The organism is Tangfeifania diversioriginum (assembly GCF_900141875.1).
Classification (GTDB): Bacteria; Bacteroidota; Bacteroidia; order Bacteroidales; family Prolixibacteraceae; genus Tangfeifania; species Tangfeifania diversioriginum.
Map to the genome: position 1 here is coordinate 33,076 of NZ_FQZE01000028.1, position 16,138 is coordinate 49,213.

At 44.6% G+C, this 16,138-nt stretch carries 10 protein-coding genes; 9 read left to right on the forward strand and 1 reads right to left on the reverse strand.

From position 1 onward, the window contains the following. The first annotated feature begins 451 nt into the window (after positions 1-451). The 5 genes from BUC07_RS16125 to BUC07_RS16145 all read left to right on the forward strand — a co-directional run bounded on the left by BUC07_RS16125 (position 452) and on the right by BUC07_RS16145 (position 6,859). Complete coding sequence (locus BUC07_RS16125; RefSeq protein ID WP_175552550.1) at positions 452-2,140, forward strand: substrate-binding domain-containing protein; 1,689 nt, start codon at positions 452-454, stop codon at positions 2,138-2,140. A gap of 45 nt (positions 2,141-2,185) precedes the next feature. Further along, positions 2,186-3,049: a 4Fe-4S dicluster domain-containing protein gene (locus BUC07_RS16130; RefSeq protein WP_083578301.1), complete on the forward strand. Its 864-nt coding sequence runs from the start codon at positions 2,186-2,188 to the stop codon at positions 3,047-3,049. After that, the gene (gene nrfD / locus BUC07_RS16135; RefSeq protein ID WP_175552551.1) at positions 3,042-4,274 is read left to right on the forward strand and encodes an NrfD/PsrC family molybdoenzyme membrane anchor subunit; all 1,233 of its coding nucleotides are present in this window, start codon (positions 3,042-3,044) and stop codon (positions 4,272-4,274) included. Before BUC07_RS16130 ends, nrfD begins: the two co-directional genes overlap by 8 nt. A gap of 44 nt (positions 4,275-4,318) precedes the next feature. Beyond that, on the forward strand, positions 4,319-5,029 hold the full coding sequence (locus BUC07_RS16140) for a glycine cleavage system protein H (RefSeq protein ID WP_073171895.1): 711 nt from the start codon (positions 4,319-4,321) through the stop codon (positions 5,027-5,029). A gap of 201 nt (positions 5,030-5,230) precedes the next feature. Further along, positions 5,231-6,859: a hypothetical protein gene (locus BUC07_RS16145; protein ID WP_073171899.1), complete on the forward strand. Its 1,629-nt coding sequence runs from the start codon at positions 5,231-5,233 to the stop codon at positions 6,857-6,859. 90 nt (positions 6,860-6,949) lie between these two features. Here BUC07_RS16145 and BUC07_RS16150 read toward each other — a convergent pair whose 3' ends face one another. Continuing rightward, positions 6,950-8,281: an alpha/beta hydrolase family protein gene (locus tag BUC07_RS16150; RefSeq protein WP_073171903.1), complete on the reverse strand. Its 1,332-nt coding sequence runs from the start codon at positions 8,279-8,281 to the stop codon at positions 6,950-6,952. Positions 8,282-8,532: 251 nt separating this feature from the next. Here BUC07_RS16150 and BUC07_RS16155 point away from each other — a divergent pair, with 251 nt between their 5' ends. The 4 genes from BUC07_RS16155 to BUC07_RS16170 all read left to right on the forward strand — a co-directional run bounded on the left by BUC07_RS16155 (position 8,533) and on the right by BUC07_RS16170 (position 16,138). Further along, positions 8,533-10,914 carry a glycoside hydrolase family 127 protein gene (locus tag BUC07_RS16155; protein WP_073171906.1) on the forward strand — a complete coding sequence of 794 codons (2,382 nt, stop codon included), beginning with the start codon at positions 8,533-8,535 and terminating at the stop codon, positions 10,912-10,914. Between the two features lie 111 nt (positions 10,915-11,025). Further along, positions 11,026-11,868, forward strand: a complete 843-nt coding sequence (locus BUC07_RS16160; RefSeq protein ID WP_073171909.1) for an alpha/beta hydrolase — start codon at positions 11,026-11,028, stop codon at positions 11,866-11,868. Positions 11,869-11,888: 20 nt separating this feature from the next. After that, the gene (locus BUC07_RS16165) at positions 11,889-14,351 is read left to right on the forward strand and encodes a glycoside hydrolase family 95 protein (protein WP_073171913.1); all 2,463 of its coding nucleotides are present in this window, start codon (positions 11,889-11,891) and stop codon (positions 14,349-14,351) included. 35 nt (positions 14,352-14,386) lie between these two features. Beyond that, the gene (locus BUC07_RS16170) at positions 14,387-16,138 is read left to right on the forward strand and encodes a glycoside hydrolase family 43 protein (RefSeq protein WP_245792723.1); all 1,752 of its coding nucleotides are present in this window, start codon (positions 14,387-14,389) and stop codon (positions 16,136-16,138) included.

The following is a 16,138-nucleotide window of genomic DNA, read 5'->3' on the forward strand; positions in this document are numbered from 1 at the left end:
ACTCATTTAAATTTATTGTTTCTGTGTACATAACAATGAACCCCGCATTTGGTTTGGAAATATTTTAGGTGGTAAAAACCGGCCTGCCAGATACACCAACTATTGAAAATTGTATTTACATTTTAACACAATCCCAGATTGCCCTTAAAACACTAATAATCAATCCGTTTACTCACATCAACTTTCATAAAAAATTTTCAGTGTTGAATTTTATTACAGTGCTTAATTTTTATACACTGCAATCAATGACCTGAATACAAACACATTAACCATATTTCCTGAAGCGGGTGTATATATTTTCAACAATAATTTATGTTTAACCAAAAGGCTAAAACCACACAAGACGCTCATTATAAATATCTTACAACAATTGGCACTTTGTTTGAATTACTCCAAACAAAAAAAACGAAATTGAAAACAAATGAAATTTTTAAAAACTAATATCAGCATCATGAAAAATTTATTATCCACTCTGTCAGCGTTATCGTTTTTACTTTTCTTCACTGTTGCATCAGGCAGCATAGCAAACGACAACAACCCCGGCGAACAACAAGCTTCTGCCAAAAAGCAAAACCTTGAAATTGTATGCTCTCCCGAATTAATGTCAGTTACATCAAACTGGGTGCACAACTTCAGATCATCGCACCCCGATGTGGAAATTGTGGTTAATGAAAGCACAGATGAGATGGCGGTTGAAAATGGCAAACTCTATTTTTTAACCGGAGACCAAAAGGAAAAGATTCAAAACAACTCGTTATGGGAAATAACCATTGGCCACGATGTAATTGTACCCATTATCAATTCAAACAATCCATTAAAGGATAAACTTTTTGAAAAAGGAATTACACCAGCTTGTTTTTCAAATATTGTTTCTGAAAACGGGAATTGGTCAGAAATAATTGGAGAGGGTGACAATTCAGCCTTCCGGTGTTATCTGCTTGACCATCCGCAGGTAATTTCAAAAGTTTCTGCGTGTGCCAAAATCAGCCCTTCCAATATCAGCGCACAAAAAGTAACTACTGTTGAAAACCTGATTTCGGCCATTCAGAATGATGAATCGGCTGTTGGTTTCTGCCGGTTGATTGATGTTATAGATGCTGATAAAAATTCATTTGCATCAAACATCAGCATTCTTCCGTTTGATAAAAACCAGAACGGCAGAATAGATGGCTTTGAAAAAATTTACAGCAGCCCCAAAGATTTGAGCAGAGGCGTTTGGATTGGCAAATATCCCAAAGAGCTTAGTGGTGAAATTTATGCTGCAGCAGCTTTTAAACCAACCGAAGGTGCAGCCCATGATTTTTTGGAGTGGGCAATTACCGACGGGCAGGAAGCTTTGGCAGAATCAGGATTCAGCAATCTGTCAAGTGTTGAAAAAACGGCAGGGTTGCTTGCCATGCGCAGTTCCGTTTCACAATCAGGCGGTGCAGAAAATGCTTCAGGAATATCGTCAGGCTGGAGATATATTTTAGGGATGTTGGCAGTAATTTTACTAATTGTGGCACTTGTCCGTACCAATGTAAAAAACACAAAAACCCCCGGCGAAACAAGGGAAGCACCACAGGCTGCATTAAACGAAAACTCAATTCTGGTTCCGGGTGGTTTGTTTTACGACAAAACCCACACCTGGGCATTTATGGAAGAAAACGGGCAGGTTAAAATTGGCATCAACGATTTTCTGCAACATGTAACCGGTAAAGTAACCCAGCTAAAAATGAAGGCTGCCGGCCAAAAAATTCGCAAAGGCGAAAAAATTCTCACGCTTATGCACAAGGGAAAACAGCTTTCAATTTATTCCCCTGTAACCGGAGTAATAAAACAGCAGAATGAAGAGTTACTCACCAATCCTTCACAGCTTAATTCAGCTCCCTATACCAATGGATGGGTTTATCAAATTGAACCCGCAAACTGGGTCAGGGAAATCAGTTTCATGTTCATGGCCGATAGATTCAGAGACTGGATGAAAGATGAATTTACCCGGCTCAAAGATTTTATGGCCATTGTGGTTAATGCCAGCCAGTTGAAGCTGGCCCAGCCTGTTTTGCAGGATGGAGGAGAACTTACCGACAATGTACTGGCCAACCTTGATCCGGAAGTTTGGGAAGAATTTCAGAATCAGTTTATCGACACCTCAAAATAAAAACGAAATCTAAACCTTAATTACTACTAAATAAAAAATAAAATTATGAGTATTAACCGACGAGATTTTTTTAAAGCCCTCGGGGCAACCGGCATGACCATAATCGGACTCAATGCCGCCGGTTCTCCCGGATCCAATTCAGACGATGATACCGAATTTTACGGAATTTTGTACGATTCGAGTATCTGCATCGGTTGCAGGGCCTGCGAAAAAGCCTGTGCCGAAACACACGGGCTTCCTGAACCGGAAGATGAAATGGAAGCCGGCGTTCAGCGAAAAACAAGTGTAACCCAGCGTTGTACCGTTAATGCCTTCGACACAGAAGAAGGCGAAGTGTATGTAAGAAACCAGTGTATGCACTGCAACGAACCAGCGTGTGCAACCGCCTGTTTAACGCAGGCCATGTACAAAACTAAAGAAGGCCCCGTTATATGGCGCGAAGAAAAATGCATGGGTTGCCGCTACTGCATGGTTTCCTGCCCTTTTGATGTTCCGAAATTTGAGTACGAAAGTGCCAATCCTATAATTCAGAAGTGTGACATGTGTTACGACCGTATTAAAGAAGGCGAACTGCCGGTGTGCGTTGAAACATGCGGCGATGCGCTCTATTTTGGAACACGGCGCGAACTCATTGCCGAAGCACGCCGGCGTATTGCTGAATGGCCCGAAATGTATATCGATTCTATTTATGGCGAGCATACAGTTGGAGGAACCGGTTATTTGTACCTGTCGCCTGTGCCACACAATGAACTGGGGTTCGATATCAAACTTCAAAAAGAGTCCTACCCTTCGTTAACCAAAAGTTTTCTTTACAGTGTTCCCGCTGTAGACGTCCTGGTTCCCTCATTGCTACTCGGACTTCATGCAGCTACTAAAAACAAACAAAACAAAACCGAAAATCATGACTAGTCCAGCATATCCAATTACAGAAAAGAAGCAAAATCAAACCATCTGGCGGTTTTTGCTGAAAGAATTAAAGCCCAGTGGCAAATGGCTCACTCCTTTTAACATTATTTCCATTCCGATTATCCTTGTGGGGCTTGCCCTTATCGTTATTCGTTTTACCCACGGTCTTGGTGCCGTATCAAATGTTACGCAGGAAGTTCCGTGGGGATTATGGAAAGGATTTAATGTGGTAACCGGCGTAGCTTTTGCCGGCGGTGCTTATGTGCTGACTTTCATTGTTTATATTCTGAAGGTCGATAAATTCCATTCCATCGTCCGGGTTACCGTTTTGAATGGATTCCTGGCTTATCTTTTTTATACCGGCGCACTGGTTCTCGATTTGGGGAAACCATGGAATATTTTCAATCCGGTAATTGGCAATAACTACGGTGTAAGCTCCGTGCTTTTCCTGGTAGCCTGGCATTTCATCCTCTACATTCTGGGCCTTCTCATTGAATTTTCGCCGGCAGTGGCCGAATGGCTGGGTGCCAAACGTGCCCATAAAATTTTGTCGGGAATGACCATTGGAGCCGTTATTTTTGGTATCACCCTTTCTGTTTTGCACCAGTCGGGATTGGGGGCTTTGTTCCTCATGGCAAAAGAAAAGATACACCCGCTGTGGTACTCTGAATTTATTCCCATTCTGTTTCTCGTATCCAGCGTTTTTGCCGGCCTTTCCATGATTATTTTTGAAGGCTCCATCAGCCAGCAGGTATTTTCAGATCAAATTGATGAAAAAAGCCGGACCAGGAGAAAAGAGATGCTACAAATCCTGTCGCGTATTTGTGGTTGCAGCATGTTTATTTACCTGTTTTTGCAGCTGCTGGTGTTTATTCACGGACAGCGCGGAAGTTACATCAACTCATCAATGGGCTACTGGTTTTTGGTTGAAATGGTTGGCTTTGTGCTCGTTCCCATGGTTTTGTTTATACTCAGCTACCGCAAGCCCAACATTCTACTCATAAGAATTGCAGCTATTATGACCATCATCGGTATTATCCTAAACCGGCTCAATGTTTCCATCATTGCTTTCCGGTGGGATGCAGCTGTGCGTTACGTTCCCTCGTGGATGGAAATTGTTATCAGCATAACCATCATTCTCATCCAAATCTGGATTTTCAGGTGGATTATCAACCGGATGCCGGTTTTCAAAGGCTCACCTTCATGGGCAAAACATAAAAACGATTAATCATGTTGCCGCAAGATTCTGCCGGTAACTTAAAACTATAAATTATGGATGGATTTAGCTACACAAATATTTTTGAAACAAAAGGAATCGAATACATCACCATCATTTTCTTTTTCCTTATCCTTATTCCTTTTTGGTTGTTCATCAACAGAAAAGTAAAGCAACCTGCATTTATCGAAAAAGCAAAGGGTTTTATTACTGCCAGTTCTCTTCGGATACCTCAGGGTGTATTTTTCAGTAAGTATCATACCTGGGCACATCTTGAAAAAAACGGCGAAGCACGTGTTGGCCTCGACGATTTACTGATTCACATCACGGGCGATGTAAAGATCACACAGGTAAAGCAACCTGGCGAAAAAATCAAAAAAGGTGAACTGCTTGCCCGGATTGGTTACAACGGAAACACCCTGAAAATTCTTTCTCCGGTTTCAGGAATCGTTCAGGAAACCAATGCGGCCCTTTCTGAAAATCCGGGCGTAATAAAAGACGACCCGTACAATTTGGGATGGATTTACTCCTTGCAGCCAACCAACTGGAAAGAAGATACCAATTCGTGTTACCTGGCTGAAGATGCCTCCAACTGGGCTGTTCGGGAGCTGGAACGTTTCAAGGATTTCCTGGCGGTTTCAACTGCAAAATTAACCCCCGAACCCATGGGCGTTATGCTGCAGGATGGTGGAGAAATAGTTGAAAAACCGCTGGAAAAATTTCCGAAAGAGATTTGGGACGATTTTCAGAAGAATTTTCTTTCCTGATTTTTCAGAGGAAAAATTTTAAGTCCTTAACGGACTTATTTTAAAATTTGGAAGCGATGTGCATAATGCATCGCTTCTTTTTTTCAAATATTAAACCTTCAACCAACTCAATTTAAGCACTTTAATTACCAGCGGACTGAAATGGTATGGCTTTTGCATTTTACGGGTGAAGAAATGACTCTTCACTAAAAATTAAAAGTCATGAAAAATTTAGTAATCACATTAATCATCTCACTGCTTACAGCAGGCTGGAGCATAGCCGGGGCACAAAATTATCCGGATGAATATCTGGGTTTGCCAGGTGATAATTTAAATCTCTATGCAGTAATGAAACTCTTCCAGGAATCAGAAACCCTTGAAGATTTTGAAAAAAACCTGAATGATGAAAACACTATGGTGAATAACCTCGACCTGAATGGCGACAACCTGGTCGATTACATTATGGTGTATGATTATGTTGACAGAAACGTTCACAACATTGTTTTGCGCGTTGCAATCAATCAGAATGAAACACAAGACGTTGCTGTTTTTACTGTTCAGCAATTTGACAACGGTTCCGTTCAGTTACAACTGATTGGCGACGAGCTGCTTTATGGCGAAAACTACATCGTTGAGCCGTATTATGCCGAAAACGGGGCAACTCCAAATCCGGGTTACGTAGGTAATACCCGGGCTGGCAAAAATGTTACAGTAGTTCATACCAACACTTACCACGTTGCAGAGTGGCCGGTAATCAGGTATATCTACCTCCCTTCATACACTGTCTGGCGTTCATCATGGTACTGGGGTTACAGGCCCGTTTACTGGAACCCGTGGCGTCCGTTCTACTGGCACACCTACTACGGATACCACTCTCACTACCATCATCATTACCATGCACATTACCGCCACTGGAATCATTACCGTTATTCGCGGTATAAAAATCATTACTACACCAGCATCAGGACTTATTCGCCAAGGATAACCGTAAACATTAACAAAGGCGTTTACAAAAAAACCTATTCCCGTCCCGATCTGAAGGAAAGGGGAGAAGTGCTTTACGCCCGAAAAAATTCAGGCAGAAATTCCACTTCATACAGAAATTCTGCAAATGGAAGAACCAGGGCAGCCAGCACCTCCACGGCCAGAAGGGTACGTACAAATACTCAGAACAATTCCGGAAACCGTTCGGCTGTCAGGGCTTCGGCCAGACAAAGAAGCAATACGGCCGTTAATCAGCGGAACAGTGCTGCACGAAAATCTGCTAACGTCAGAAGCAACAGAAACAACACGAATCCTTCGGTTAGGCAGAATTCAGGAGCAACGCGAAATACATCAGTTACCAGGGTGCGCAAAGCAACCGAAGCCAGGTCAGCCAGAAAAAGCACCGGCACAGCTGTAAGACAGGGAAGTTCAAATAACGACAGGGCAGTGAACATAAAAAACTCAACTGTCAGAAGCACCAACAGAGCTGTTCGTAGTTCATCGGCAAATACTTCAAAACGGCCGGCAGTTACACGACAGGCAAGAAGCAGCACACCCAGGAAGTCTGCCACGATTTCCTCAGGGAACACTACGAGACGTTCGGCTGTGAGCCGGTCCACCAACAATGTTTCCAGAAGATCGGCACCTTCGGTTTCGAGGCAGCGTGCACCAAAAACCAAATCGGCATCCAAAGTGAGTAGTTCAAGGAGTTCGCGCCGGTCAGCTCCTAAAGTGAGTACCTCACGGAGTACTTCCCGCAAGTCTGCTCCATCTGTAAGCAGAAGTTCTTCATCCAGAAGCTCTTCTCCTTCAGTAAAAAGCAGCAGATCCAGCAGCTCTTCAAGAGGAAGCTCACGGCGCAGATAACAACAATGTGATTACTAATCAAAATATGGATATACAATTCTTACAGCCTTCTCTGGTCATTCAGAGCGGGCTTTTTTTTGAAATGAAACTTTATTTTTCGAAATACCTTTCAGCAAACTCTATGAACCACGGCCAGTTGGGTTTATTGGTGTGGCCGCCTTCGTGCTGCCGGAAAGCCACATCGCCGTCAACCAGTGTTTCCTGCGGAGGGAACAACATGGTGCGCATGCTTCTTTTACCCAAAAGTTCGTAAACCGGACCGGCCATCGCGCCACCCAAAAACATCCCTTTAGCATCCACCCACTGGCCTTCGACAGCCGCCGAACCTGAGCTGATAAAAACCGGGCGGGGAGCACACAATGCGACCAAATGGTGCGCATCCACCGGTAAATCTTCCTGCGTAAGCGGGCCGGCATATTTTATAGAGTTCCCGGCAAACCAGTGGTATTCTGCGGAACTTGCGAGATTTTCAACCTGTTCACCAAAAACCCGGTGCAAAATTTTTGCGCCGCCGGCTCCCGATGAGCCAATAAAACCAATTGCAATGCGCGGTTCGTATGCCATTGCAACCAGTGCCGCTTTCCCGTACCGCGAAAGTCCTTCAATCCCGACGCGGGTTTCATCCACCTCTTTATCAGTTTCAAAATAGTCAATCGCCCGGCTGGCTCCCCATGCCCAGGCGCGGAGTGCTCCCCAGTCGTCCACATTACGCGGTTTTCCTTTGTTCACCAAACCAATAATTCCCTGCCGCAAACCGGCGCCGTTATCGGCCTGTACACTTACCGGAACAAGTACGGCGTAGCCCCACCCTTTTTGCAGCAACTGCTGTTTCCAGGTGAGTTCATCATCATTCTGGATTCTTCCAAATCCAGCAGGCCAGTTAAACCCAAATTCCATAATCACCGGAACCGCTTCCCCGGATTCTGGCGGGATTCCCAGTGTCAAATCAATTTCAACATCAATTTCGGGATAAGAGGAATTATCCACCACACCTTTCAGTTGCTTAATTTTTACCGGAAAGTCGCCATCCATCGTATCATTTTCGCTCACAATTTCCCATTTCACACCGGGAATACTTTCAGGGAGACGGCCGTAAATTTCGCGGTCAAACAGTTCGAAAATTTCGGCGCGGCGTTTCTCCCACTGCTCGCGTGTAATTACTTTGGTTCCATTGTTAAAAACCAATGGATTGGGCAAAAAATAGGGCTGGACTTTGGCTTCGTCAGAAATGGCTGCATTGGGTGCTTCGGGATTTCCCGACGGACCGGGGCGCAATTCCGAAATGCCCAGTTTTTCCATCATTAGTTTGTGATCTTCGTAACTGAGACGGTTTATACTGTCGCGGTATTGCTGCGAAAATTGAGCAGATACAAAGGAAGAAACGAAAACTCCCAGAAGTAAAAAAAATCCCGATTTATTCATTATTCAGTTTGTTTAAGTACCTATTCCTGCGCAAGTTAATTTATTTCAGTCAGATTGTCCAAATACACATAAATTTAGGTTTTTTCTTTTAAGGTGATAAATTTTTTGATTAGAGTATTTCCGTGAGTTTGCCACATGTTTTTAAATAGGTTGAAAAAATTTCTTTTTAACAGTATTTTTTACTTTTTTTAAAGTTTGGTAAGACAGCTGATTTAGCGTATTTTTAATGTGAATGTATTTAATTGCAGGTTATGAAGGATTTTCTGTTTTCTATATTGGTTTTCATAACATGTATTGGGAATTCAGCCATTTCAAATGGACAAAACTACTCCAATACATTTCCGCCGGCCGATGTGGTTTTGCTGGATGGCCCTTTCAAACATGCCCGCGATCTCAACATACAGTATCTCCTGCAATATGATGTTGACCGGCTACTGGCGCCCTACCGCAAAGTAGCCGGCCTGAAACCAAAGGCCGAAAGTTACGAAAACTGGATTGGCCTGGATGGTCACATTGGCGGGCACTATCTTTCGGCTATGGCTATGAATTACGCAGCAACTGGCAACCCGGAATGTAAAAAAAGAATGGATTACATGCTGGCCGAATTAAAAGCCTGCCAGAATGCCAATGTCAAAAATAACCCGGAATGGGGAGTTGGTTATGTGGGTGGAGTTCCCGGAAGCGATGAAATCTGGTCTGCTTTTCAAAAAAATAACCTCGGTGCATTTCGCCGTTCGTGGGTGCCGTGGTACAACCTGCATAAAATGTATGCCGGCTTGCGCGATGCCTGGTGGTACGGGAAAAGCGAAGTAGCCAGAAATATGTTCCTGAAATTTTGCGACTGGGAAATTGAAATCACTTCAGGTTTTTCTGATGACGAAATGGAGGCTATGCTGGGAACAGAGCACGGCGGCATGAATGAAGTTTTTGCCGATGCGTATGCCATTTCGGGCGATGAAAAATATTTAACTGCTGCCAAACGTTTTTCGCACAAATTTTTACTGGAGCCAATGGCCGAAGGCCACGACAATCTGGATAATTTACATGCCAATACACAAGTTCCCAAAGCAGTCGGATTTCAACGAATTGCGGAACTAAGCAGCGATGAAAAATATGCAAAAGCCGGACAGTTTTTCTGGGAAACGGTTACCAGAAACCGCAGTTTGGCTTTTGGCGGTAACAGCCGGCGCGAACATTTTCCGGCAGCATCGGCATGCACCGATTATGTGGAGGATGTGGAAGGACCGGAGTCGTGCAACACCCACAATATGCTCAAATTAACGGAAGGTTTGTTCCGAGCTCAACCGCAGGCCAGATATGCCGATTATTACGAAAGGGCGATGTTTAATCACATACTGTCAACCCAGCATCCCGAACATGGTGGCTACGTTTATTTTACACCGGCAAGGCCGCGTCACTACCGGGTGTATTCTGCGCCTAATGAGGCCATGTGGTGTTGTGTGGGCACGGGAATGGAAAACCACGGAAAGTACAATGAATTCATTTACACACATCAGGATAACTCACTGTATTTAAACCTGTTTATCGCATCGGAACTGAATTGGAAAGAAAAAGGAATTCAAATCAGGCAGGAAACAAATTTTCCGTTTGAAGAGAAAACCAGGTTACAGGTAATTGATGGTTCGGCACATTTTGAATTGAAAATTCGTTATCCGGGGTGGGTTGCTGGAAACAAATTGAAAATTACTGTGAATGGCAAGGAATTTCAGGTTAAAACAAATCCATCTTCTTACGTTTCGCTCGATCGTACCTGGAAAGAAGGGGATGAAATTGAGATTTTATTGCCCATGGCTCACCGGCTCGAGCAGTTGCCCAACGTTTCCAACTATTACGCATTTATGTACGGGCCGGTGCTTCTTGCAGCCAAAACCGGCACTCAGAATTTAGCCGGACTGGTGGCCGACGACAGCCGCTGGGGCCATATCGCTCACGGGGAAAGACTCCCGGTGGATATGGCACCGGTGATCATTGGAAATAGTATTGCTGAAATTACTGAAAAACTGAATCCTGTAGAAAATAAACCGCTGACCTTTTCAATTTCAAATCTCAACCTGTTAAATCCGCAGGAGATTGAACTGGAACCCTTTTTTCAAATCCACGATGCCCGTTATATGATGTACTGGATGGTTTTGTCTGAATCCGGTTATGAAGCCTATCTCGATTCTGTTGCCCGGGCCGAAGAAACAATGCTGGAACTGCAAAAACAAACCATCGATTATGTGGCCACCGGCGAACAGCAGCCGGAAGCAGACCATGCCATGGAAACAAAAAATTCACATTCAGGAACCAATTTAAATGAATTTTACCGGGATGCCGGAGATGGCGGCTATTTCAGCTACCGGTTTGAAACCGATGGTGAAGAAAATTTGTCGCTCATGGTACGTTACTGGGGATACGAATGGGGCAGCCGGAAATTCGATATTTTAATCGATGATGAGAAGCTTGTAACGGAAGATAACACCGGAAGATGGCACGAGTCAAAATTTCAGGTTGTCGTTTATGATATCCCAAAGGATATGGTGGAAGGAAAAGAATCGGTACGGGTAAAATTTCAGGCGCATGAAGGCAGCACTGCAGGCGGTGTTCACTACATCAGGTTGCTTCGAAAATAATAATTTACTGAGTCATCAAAATATTTTTTGAGATAATGTGTTGTAACATTTTCGTTTAACAGTATTTTTTACTTTTTTTATGCTTTGTTCTGAAACCAATAATGACCTGATATGAAAAAATTGATTTTTTTTGTCTTTTCCCTTTCCATTGGCGCTGCCTGCTTTTCGCAGGAAATAACAAACCCCGCCCCACAGGGTTTCGATGTTGTTCGTGCTGACATTGCCCGTGGTAATCTCGACACCATTACCTATTTTTCAGAAACCGTTGGCAACAACCGAAATGCAGTAATTTACACCCCACCCGGATATTCCAATGAGGAAAAATATCCGGTGCTGTATCTCTTGCACGGAATTGGCGGTGATGAGTTTGAGTGGTTAAATGGCGGTCAGCCGCAGGTTATTTTCGATAATCTGTATGCTGATGACAAACTGGAACCCATGATTGCGGTGATGCCCAACGGCAGGGCCATGAAAGACGACCGGGCCACCGGGAATGTTTTTGCTCCTGAGAAACAGAAAGCATTTGCCACTTTTGAAAAGGATTTGCTGAACGACTTGATTCCTTTCATAGAGAAAAACTATCCGGTTAAAAGCAAACGCGAACACCGGGCCATTGCCGGTTTGTCGATGGGAGGCGGGCAGTCGCTCAACTTCGGGCTGGGCAACCTGGATAAATTTGCCTGGGTTGGCGGTTTTTCATCGGCGCCCAATACCAAATCGCCGGAGGAACTAATTCCCAACCCCAAAGTCGCAAAAGAACAACTGAAGCTGCTCTGGCTGTCGTGTGGCGATAAAGACGGGCTTATCGATATCAGCAACCGAACAAGCAATTACCTGAAAGAAAACGACGTTCCTCATCGCTATGAAATTTATGACGGAAACCACGATTTCGGGGTTTGGAAAACAAGTCTCTACAAATTTTCACAACTACTATTTAAACCAAAAGATTTATAATCTAATAGAATTTCAGACAAATGAATCGATTTAACTCAGTGCTTTTAGTAATATGTATTCTGCTGTTCAACAACCCGTTGCATGCAGAAAAGGGAGGCAAGCTGAAACTGTGGTACGATAAGCCGGCCAGCAACTGGAACGAAGCCCTTCCGGTTGGCAACGGCCGATTGGGCGCCATGATTTACGGTGACCCGGCCAACGAAAAAATTCAGCTAAATGAAGAAACGTTCTGGTCGGGAGGTCCTTCACGCAACGACAATCCGGATGCACTGAAAGCCCTGCCGGAAGTACGCCAACTTATTTTCGACGGCAAATACCACGAAGCAGAAAAAATGGTGAATGAAAATATGGTCACCGACTTGCACGGCTCCATGTACCAGGTAGTTGGAAACCTCAACCTCTCTTTCCCCGGACATGAAAACTATACCGGTTATTATCGCGAGCTGGATATTGAGAAGGCCGTTTTTACCACTACTTACCAGGTTGATGGCGTAACATACACACGGGAAATTTTTGCATCGCAACCCGACCAGGTGATTGCCATTCGGTTAACTGCCGACCAACCGGGTAAAATAACACTCAGGGCAGGAATGGATGGCGCATTGCAAAAATCAATAAAAACGCTCGACAACCACACCATTGAAATGACAGGTCTTTCGGGAACGCACGAGGGTGTAACCGGGCAGGTAAAATTCAACGCCCGAAGTAAATTCATCGCCAAAGGTGGTTCAACTTCAACAGAAGCAAATAAAATTAAAGTTGAGGATGCCAACGAGGTGGTCATTCTCATTTCAATAGCTACCAACTTTTTGGATTACAAAACACTAACCGCCGATGAGGCTGAGAAATGTGCCGGTTTTCTGCAAAAAGCCGAAAACAAATCTTTCGAAGAAATAAAAGGAAGTCATATTGCAGCCTATCAAAACTATTTCAAACGGGTAAGCCTCGATTTAGGCACATCTGAAGCAGCTAACCAGCCTACCGATGTGCGGATCCGGGATTTCTCACAAAACCATGATCCGGAGCTCGTTTCATTGTATTTTCAGTTTGGTCGTTACCTGCTCATTTCGAGTTCGCAGCCCGGTGGCCAGCCCGCCAATTTGCAGGGAATCTGGAACGAGAGTACCCATCCGGCATGGGACAGCAAATACACCATCAATATCAACACCGAAATGAATTACTGGCCGGCCGAAAAATGCAACCTCCCGGAGATGCACGAACCGTTGATTCAAATGGTGAAAGAACTTTCTGAATCGGGCCGGCAAACCGCCCAAACAATGTACGGCGCACGTGGCTGGGGCACCCATCACAATACTGATATCTGGCGTATTTCAGGTGTGGTGGACGGTGCTTTCTGGGGCATGTGGCCCATGGGGGGCGCCTGGTTGTCGCAGCATTTGTGGGAAAAATACCTGTACAACGGCGACACGGAATACCTCGAAACAGTTTATCCGGTGCTGAAATCGGCATGCCTGTTTTACCAGGATTTTCTCATTGAAGAGCCAACCAACAACTGGCTGGTGGTGAGTCCATCTGTTTCTCCGGAAAACGCACCCGCGGGTCGCCCGTCGATATGCGCCGGGGCAACAATGGACAACCAAATTCTCTTCGATCTGTTCACAAATACCATAAAAGCAGCAGAGTTACTTGGAAAAGACAAAGCTTTAACGAAAGAATTCCGGAAAATAAAAGACCGATTGCCGCCTATGCAAATTGGAAAGCATGGCCAGCTACAGGAATGGATGGAAGATTTGGACAGTCCCGACGACAAACATCGCCACGTTTCGCATTTGTACGGACTGCACCCCAGCAACCAGATATCACCCTACTCTTCGCCTGAACTGTTCGATGCCGCGCGCACTACACTCAACCACCGGGGCGATGTGTCAACCGGCTGGTCGATGGGCTGGAAAGTAAATTTCTGGGCACGGCTGCTCGACGGCAACCACGCCATGAAACTGATAAAAGACCAACTCACATTGGTTGGCGGGGAAAGCAATCGTGGTGGAGGTGGCACATATCCCAACTTTTTGGATGCCCATCCACCGTTTCAAATCGACGGTAATTTTGGCTGCACCGCGGGAATTGCCGAAATGCTGTTGCAAAGCCATGACGGGGCTATTCATTTTCTGCCTGCCCTGCCCGATGACTGGGAGAATGGAAAAATTTCAGGATTGAGAACTCCGGGTGGTTTCGAAGTCAGTTTCAACTGGAAAAATGGTGAGGTTCAGCAGATTGAAATTAACTCGAACCTTGGCGGAAATTGCAGGATTCGTGTTCCCAACGCAATGGAATTTGCTGACAACAATTCTCTGAGTCCAGCAACCGGGGAAAACAACAACCCGTTTTTTGATACTCCCGACATTAAAGAACCTTTGATTTCAGAGCGGGCAAATCTAAACCCGGTAAACCTGACTCCAACAAATTTGTACGACATTCAAACCGAAAAAGGAAAAACATACACCTTGATAAAAAGGAAATAATAACAATTAACTATTTGAATATGAAAAGAAATAAGTTGAATCGAACAATTGCCAAGCCAGTTTACACATTTTTACTGGTTACCTTTTTTGCACTGCTCTCATTTTCAGGCTTCGGTGGGCAAAAAAATTCAGTCGATCAAAATCAGCCGGGACACACACCGGTATTCACCCAATTTGTTTACCAGGGAAACGACGAGGTTTACAATAACCACCCGCTTGAAGAAGATGAATTTTACAACCCCATTTTGCAGGGTTGCTATCCCGATCCGTCCATCGTCCGCAAAGGCGACGACTATTTCATGGTCCACTCGTCGTTTGCCATGTTCCCGGGAGTGCCTATTTTTCATTCGAAAAATTTGGTGAACTGGACACAAATCGGGCATGTGCTCGACCGAAAATCGCAGCTAAAAGTGCAAGACGCAGGAATCGCTGCCGGTGTGTATGCACCGGCCATTAAATACAACCCGAACAACGACACCTTTTACATGATTACAACCCAGTTTGCAGGCGGTTTTGGAAATATTGTGGTGAAAACGAAAGATCCATTCAAAGGCTGGAGCGACCCGTACAAACTCAAATTCAACGGAATCGATCCCTCCATGTTTTTTGACGATGATGGAAAAGCTTACGTCGTGCATAACGATGCGCCGGATCAAGGAAAAGAATTATATAACGGCCACCGGGTCATAAAAATATGGAATTACGATGTGGAAAGCGACCAGGTGATTGCCGGCACCGACAAAATAATTGTGGACGGCGGGGTGGACCTTTCGGAAAAACCAATTTGGATTGAAGCGCCGCATATTTACAAGAAAAACGACCGCTACTATTTAATGTGTGCCGAAGGAGGTACCGGCGGCTGGCACAGCGAAGTGATTTTTGTGAGCGAAAATCCGCGCGGGCCTTACAAACCGGCAGCCAACAATCCCATTCTTTCGCAGCGGTATTTGAATCCCAACCGCGCCAACAAAGTAGATTGGGCCGGCCATGCCGATTTGGTGAAAGGCCCCAACGGAGAACAATATTACGGTGTATTTCTCGGAGTTCGGCCCAACGAAAAAGAAAGGGTAAATACCGGCCGCGAAACATTTATTTTGCCAGTGGACTGGAGCGGCGAATTCCCGGTTTTTGAAAACGGTTTAATTCCGATGGAACCCAAACTGAAAATGCCTGAAGGAGTAGTAAACAATACCGGAGAAGACGGATTTTTCCCCAACGGGAATTTCACGTTTACCGAAAATTTTTCATCGGATAAGCTCGATTACCGCTGGATTGGAATGAGAGGGCCGCGTGAAGATTTTATTTCGGTGACTTCAAACGGACTGGAAATAACTCCGTTCGATACAAACATAAAAGCTGTTGCGCCCATTTCATCGCTGTTTCAACGGCAGATGCACAAAAAGTTTACAGCAACCACAACAGTAAACTACAAACCGGAATCGGAAAACGATTTGGCCGGATTGGCGTGCTACCAAAGCGAACAGTTCAACTATGTTTTCGGAATCACAAAAAAGAATAATGCGTATTATCTTCTTCTCGAAAGAACCGAAAGAGGAAAATCTGAAATAATTGCAAGCACCCGGATTGATATCACCCAACCAGTTCAGTTACAGGTAAAAGCCGATGGGGATGATTACCGTTTCAACTTTGCAGTTAATGGTGGCAATTTCCAAAACCTTGGAGGAACCGTCTCAGGCGATATCCTTTCCACCAATGTGGCCGGTGGTTTTACCGGAGCTTTAATCGGATTGTATGCCACTTCAGCCAACGACACTCAACCTGAATAG

Excerpts from the sequence above, each read along its gene's own strand:
- BUC07_RS16140 (WP_073171895.1), top strand. The coding sequence starts at position 4,319 with ATGGATGGATTTAGCTACACAAATATTTTTGAAACAAAAGGAATCGAA.
- BUC07_RS16155 (WP_073171906.1), top strand. The coding sequence starts at position 8,533 with ATGAAGGATTTTCTGTTTTCTATATTGGTTTTCATAACATGTATTGGG.
- BUC07_RS16165 (WP_073171913.1), top strand. The coding sequence starts at position 11,889 with ATGAATCGATTTAACTCAGTGCTTTTAGTAATATGTATTCTGCTGTTC.
- BUC07_RS16160 (WP_073171909.1), top strand. The coding sequence starts at position 11,026 with ATGAAAAAATTGATTTTTTTTGTCTTTTCCCTTTCCATTGGCGCTGCC.
- BUC07_RS16130 (WP_083578301.1), top strand. The coding sequence starts at position 2,186 with ATGAGTATTAACCGACGAGATTTTTTTAAAGCCCTCGGGGCAACCGGC.
- BUC07_RS16145 (WP_073171899.1), top strand. The coding sequence starts at position 5,231 with ATGAAAAATTTAGTAATCACATTAATCATCTCACTGCTTACAGCAGGC.
- BUC07_RS16150 (WP_073171903.1), bottom strand. The coding sequence starts at position 8,281 with ATGAATAAATCGGGATTTTTTTTACTTCTGGGAGTTTTCGTTTCTTCC.
- BUC07_RS16125 (WP_175552550.1), top strand. The coding sequence starts at position 452 with ATGAAAAATTTATTATCCACTCTGTCAGCGTTATCGTTTTTACTTTTC.
- nrfD (WP_175552551.1), top strand. The coding sequence starts at position 3,042 with ATGACTAGTCCAGCATATCCAATTACAGAAAAGAAGCAAAATCAAACC.